The sequence below is a fragment of the Streptomyces sp. NPDC059010 genome, assembly GCF_042740355.1.
Lineage (GTDB): Bacteria > Actinomycetota > Actinomycetes > Streptomycetales > Streptomycetaceae > Streptomyces.
This window is the reverse complement of the sequence record NZ_JBHYJA010000087.1, coordinates 13129-18143: the sequence shown is the minus strand read 5'-3', so window position 1 is coordinate 18143 and position 5015 is coordinate 13129. Positions and strand designations below refer to the sequence as shown.

The following is a 5015-nucleotide window of genomic DNA, read 5'->3' as shown; positions in this document are numbered from 1 at the left end:
TCGCCTGGTCGGGGTCTGCTCTCGTCGGGGGGGCGGGGGCGCGGCGGGGGCTGTTGGTGGTCGGGGGGGGGCGCGCTGACCCCGGGGGTGTGGGGGGGGGGGGGGGGCCCGCGCGGGGGGGTGTCCGTCCTCGGACCGGCGGCTGGCGTTGGCCTGGAGGGGCTGTTTCTTGACGCCGGCCACTGCGGGCGGACCCCCCCGGCACGCCCCCTTGCCGCCGTACGCAACTGCGGCGCCGCGGGGGTACGCGTCCCGATCGGCCTTGTCAGTCCTCGCCGTAGCGGGGGTCCACCGTCTCCGGGGTGAGGCCGAGCAGCTCGGCGACTTGTTCTACGACCACCTCGTGGACCAGGGCTGCGCGCTCGTCTCTGCCCTTTGTGCGGATCTCCACCGGGCGGCGATAGATGACTACGCGCGCGGGGCGGCCCTCGCGTGCGGGGATCGTGCCGCCCAGGGGGACCGCCTCGTCGTTCCAGGTGCTGCCGTCCAGGCGGGGTACTTCCAGGACCAGGAAATCGATGTCGGCGAGCTGGGGCCAGCGGCGTTCGAGGCGTTCCACGGAGTCCTGGACCAGGTCGGCGAAGGCGTCGGCGCGGCTCGCGGCGAGCGGGACCTGGGGTGGTGCGATCGGGCCGCGCATGCCCCGTCCGTGGCGATCACGACGACGGGGCCCGGGGCCGACGGCACGGGGCGGTACAGGGGTGTCCATCACTGGTGAAGGGTAGTCCTCGTGGCGGGTGCGTGTCCGAGCGGTGGGTCCTGGGCGGGGTGGCGTCCACTGTGCGTACGGCATGTCGGCAGATGACCATTCCAGCCAAGGTTGGGCTCGTTTCTGTATGTCGCCGAGACTGTCGATGTCGAGCTAATTGTCGGGGTTTGTGGTAAGTGATGAGCGGATGTGAGTGCGTTCGGGATCTCGGAATCCGGCTTCCGTGCAGGTCAGCGACGTGGGGCGAAAGGGGCGTGTGGGGTGTTTCACAGCACGACACGGTGGGGTGACCTGGGGGAGAGTCGTCGCGGCCCGCTCAAGAGTGCGGTACCGTCCAACGTCGTGAGCCCTGTACGTCGCTGTTCGCGCACCGCTTGCGGCCGCCCCGCCGTCGCGACGCTGACGTACGTCTACGCCGACTCGACCGCGGTCCTCGGCCCGCTCGCCACCTACGCCGAACCCCACTGCTACGACCTGTGCGCCGAGCACTCCGAGCGCCTCACCGCCCCGCGCGGGTGGGAGGTCGTGCGGTTGCTGGACGGCTCCGCTCCGGCTCGCCCGAGCGGTGATGACCTGGAAGCGCTTGCCAACGCCGTGCGTGAGGCGGCGCGTCCGCAGGAGCGGGCGGCAGGGGCCGGCGGTGGCGGGTCACGTGGCGCCGACCCGATGGAGGTCGCGCGGCGGGGGCATCTGCGGGTGCTGCGGTCGCCCGACAACTGACGGTCGGTCATCTCCCGCTTTGCGGGTGTTTCTCGTGTGCTCGTTTCGTTGAGTGATGCACAGGCATTGACGGCCGGTTGGCGCGGACACGACCATTCCGTATGCCGGAACGAGAAATCGCTTTCCGCATGACGGAATCCGGGGAGGTGCCCGTGTACGTCCAGGAACTGGAGCCCGTAGCCGACTCGCTGGGGCTGTCCGCCCTCGTGGCGGCCCTGCCGCTGGTGATCGTGCTCGTCCTGCTGGGCGGGGTTCGGATGAAGGCGCACCTGGCGGGGCTCATCGGGCTTCTGGCGGCCGTTCTGGTCGCCTGGCTCGCGTACGGCATGCCGCTCGATCAGACGCTCTCCAGCGCCGCCCAGGGGGCCGTCTTCGGGCTCTTCCCCATCCTGTGGATCGTCGTCAACGCGCTCTGGGTGTACCGGATGACCGTCCGGACGCGTCATTTCGACATCCTGCGGCGGTCGTTCGGCCGGCTGTCCGACGATCCGCGGATCCAGGCGCTCGTCGTCGCCTTCTGCTTCGGGGCGTTGCTGGAGGCCCTCGCCGGGTTCGGGGCGCCCGTCGCGATCTGCTCGGTCATGCTGGTGGCACTCGGATTCGAGCCGGTGCGCGCGGCCGTCGTCGCGCTGGTCGCCAACACCGCGCCCGTCGCCTTCGGCGCGATGGGCACGCCCGTGGTGACGCTGGCTCAGGTCACCGGACTTCCGCTGGACGACGTGGCGTCCGTGGTGGGGCGTCAGACGCCCCTGCTGGCGCTGGTCGTGCCGCTCGTGCTCGTCGGCCTGGTGGACGGTCGGCGCGGCTTGCGGGAGACCTGGGTGCCCGCCCTGGTCTGTGGAGTCGCCTTCGCCGTCGCCCAGTTCGCCGCCTCGAACTACGTCTCCGCGCAACTCGCCGACATCGGCGCCGCCTTGGCCGGTGCGGGCGCCCTGGTCGCCGTACCGCACGCGCGTGTGCCCGCCGACGAGGCGGTACGCGCGTCCGTGCTGACCGGCGCGCGGAGCGAGGAGTTGGACGAGGCCGATCCGCGGCGGGAGGTGATGCGGGCCTATGCCCCGTACGGGCTGATCGTGGTGATCTTCTCCATCGCGCAGATCCCGGTGGTCAAGGACTGGCTGGCCGAGGCGACCCAGATGTACGACTGGCCCTTCCTGAACGTCGTGAACGCCGACGGGGAGCCGGTCGGCGGCAATGTCTTCACCTGGCCGATCGTGTCCACCGGCGGCACGCTCGTGCTGCTCGCCGGGGTGTGCACGGCCGTCGTCCTCGGCGTGCACGCGCGCGTGGCCGTCAGGGAATGGGCCGCCACCGTGCACGAGTTGAGGTTCGCGATCCTGACGGTGACGTCCGTGCTCGGGCTCGCCTATGTCATGAACCTCTCCGGACAGGCGGCCACCATCGGCTACTTCGTGGCGGCGGCCGGCGCCGGGCTGGCCTTCCTGTCGCCGGTGCTGGGCTGGTTCGGGGTGGCCGTCTCCGGATCGGACACCTCGGCGAACGCCCTGTTCGGCGCCTTGCAGGTGACGGCGGCGCGGGAGTCGGGGCTGTCGCCGGAACTCCTGGCCGCCGCCAACAGTTCAGGTGGTGTCCTCGGCAAGATGATCTCGCCGCAGAACCTCACCATCGCGTGCGCGGCCGTCGGCCTCGCGGGCCGGGAGGGGGACCTGCTGCGGAAGGTGCTGCCGTGGAGCCTGGGCCTGCTGCTGGTGATGTGCCTGATCGTGGTCGGGCAGAGCTCACCGGTGCTGGACTGGATGCTGCCCTGACGTCAGCGCTGACCTGAGGTTACGGCTCGGGGTCCACTCGGTGGGCACACAGCGCACTGTCAGTGAGGGCGGGTAGTTTGGGGTGACCGATAGGACTTCAGGAGGGTTGGCCGTGGCTGCTGATCTGTCACAGCTCGTGAAGGCGTACGACGTGCGCGGAGTCGTCCCCGACCAGTGGGACGAGTCACTGGCCGAGCTCTTCGGGGCCGCCTTCGTGCAGGTGACCGACGCGAGCGCGATCGTCATCGGGCACGACATGCGCCCTTCGTCACCCGGCCTGTCCCGCGCCTTCGCGCGCGGCGCCGCCGCCCGGGGCGTCGACGTCACCGAGATCGGTCTGTGCTCCACCGACCAGCTGTACTACGCCTCCGGCGCGCTGAACCTGCCGGGTGCGATGTTCACCGCCTCGCACAACCCGGCCCAGTACAACGGCATCAAGATGTGCCGTGCGGGCGCCGCCCCGGTCGGCCAGGACACCGGCCTCGCCGACATCCGCGAACTGGTCGAGCGCTGGAGCGAGTCGGGCGCCCCCGAGCCCGCCGCGACGCCGGGAACGATCACCCAGCGGGAGACGCTGGAGGACTACGCGGCCTACCTCCGCTCCCTCGTCGACCTGACCTCCATCCGCCCCCTGAAGGTCGTCGTCGACGCGGGCAACGGCATGGGCGGCCACACGGTCCCGACCGTGTTCGGCGGCCTCCCGCTCGACGTTGTCCCGATGTACTTCGAGCTGGACGGCACCTTCCCGAACCACGAGGCCAACCCCCTGGACCCGGCGAACATCGTGGACCTGCAGAAGCGGGTGCGCGAGGAGTCCGCCGACCTCGGCATCGCCTTCGACGGCGACGCCGACCGCTGCTTCGTCGTCGACGAGCACGGCGGCCCCGTCTCCCCGTCCGCCATCACCGCCCTGGTCGCCTCGCGCGAGCTGGCCAAGCACGGCGGCAAGGGCACGATCATCCACAACCTGATCACGTCCTGGTCGGTCCCGGAGGTCGTCAAGGAGAACGGCGGCACCCCCGTCCGCACCCGCGTCGGCCACTCCTTCATCAAGGCCGAGATGGCCAAGACCGGCGCCATCTTCGGCGGCGAACACTCCGCCCACTACTACTTCAAGGACTTCTGGAACGCCGACACCGGCATGCTGGCCGCCCTGCACGTCCTGGCGGCGCTGGGTGGCCAGGAGGGCCCCCTCTCCGGCCTGGTCGCCCAGTACGACCGCTACACCGGCTCCGGCGAGATCAACTCCACGGTCGCCGACCAGACGGGCCGCCTCGCCGCCATCAAGGCCACGTACGAGGCCCGCGAGGGCGTGGAACTCGACGAGCTCGATGGCCTGACGGTCACCTCCGCCGACTGGTGGTTCAACGTCCGCCCGTCCAACACGGAACCACTGCTCCGCCTGAACGCGGAGGCCCGGGACGAGGCGACGATGGCGAAGGTGCGGGACGAGGTGCTGGGGATCATCAGAGGCTGAGGCTGAGGCTGAGGCGGTGGGGTGGGGAGGGCAGGGAGGGGCGAGGTGGGCACGGTGCCGTTGGCTGTTCTCAACGCCGGCCCGCTTCGCTTCCTTCAGCCCGTCCGACGCCCGAGAGCAGGCCCGCACCATCCCGAGCCCCCACCCACCCGGAGGGGGCTGCATCCTCCAAAGCGGGCCAGCTGCGTTTCTTTCAACCCGTCCGGCGTTTGAGGACAAGGCCCGTTCAGGGCCGATGCGGGGGTCTGGGGGCGGCAGCCCCCAGAAAGCCCCCGGGGAGAAAGGGCCCGCCCCCGCGGGGTTTGGGACGGGTTGGGGGGGGGGGGGGGCTCACCGAGCA

The 5015-nt window shown here is 70.9% G+C and carries 4 protein-coding genes; 3 read left to right on the top strand and 1 reads right to left on the bottom strand.

Annotated elements, in window-relative coordinates; translation table 11 throughout:
- Nucleotides 1-265: 265 nt before the first annotated feature.
- Nucleotides 266-709 carry a metallopeptidase family protein gene (locus ACFWYS_RS45765; protein ID WP_384782826.1) on the bottom strand — a complete coding sequence of 148 codons (444 nt, stop codon included), beginning with the start codon at nucleotides 707-709 and terminating at the stop codon, nucleotides 266-268.
- Nucleotides 710-1051: 342 nt separating this feature from the next.
- Between ACFWYS_RS45765 and ACFWYS_RS45760 the strand changes: the two genes are divergently transcribed.
- The 3 genes from ACFWYS_RS45760 (at nucleotide 1052) to ACFWYS_RS45750 (ending at nucleotide 4675) form a co-directional block, all read left to right on the top strand.
- A complete protein-coding gene (locus tag ACFWYS_RS45760; protein ID WP_384782822.1) occupies nucleotides 1052-1429 on the top strand; it encodes a DUF3499 domain-containing protein in 378 nt (125 codons plus the stop codon).
- Nucleotides 1430-1581: 152 nt separating this feature from the next.
- Nucleotides 1582-3198 (top strand): L-lactate permease, encoded by a 1617-nt coding sequence (locus ACFWYS_RS45755; protein ID WP_384782824.1) that lies wholly within the window; start codon nucleotides 1582-1584, stop codon nucleotides 3196-3198.
- Between the two features lie 112 nt (nucleotides 3199-3310).
- Nucleotides 3311-4675: a phosphomannomutase/phosphoglucomutase gene (locus tag ACFWYS_RS45750; RefSeq protein ID WP_384782820.1), complete on the top strand. Its 1365-nt coding sequence runs from the start codon at nucleotides 3311-3313 to the stop codon at nucleotides 4673-4675.
- Nucleotides 4676-5015 lie beyond the last annotated feature (340 nt).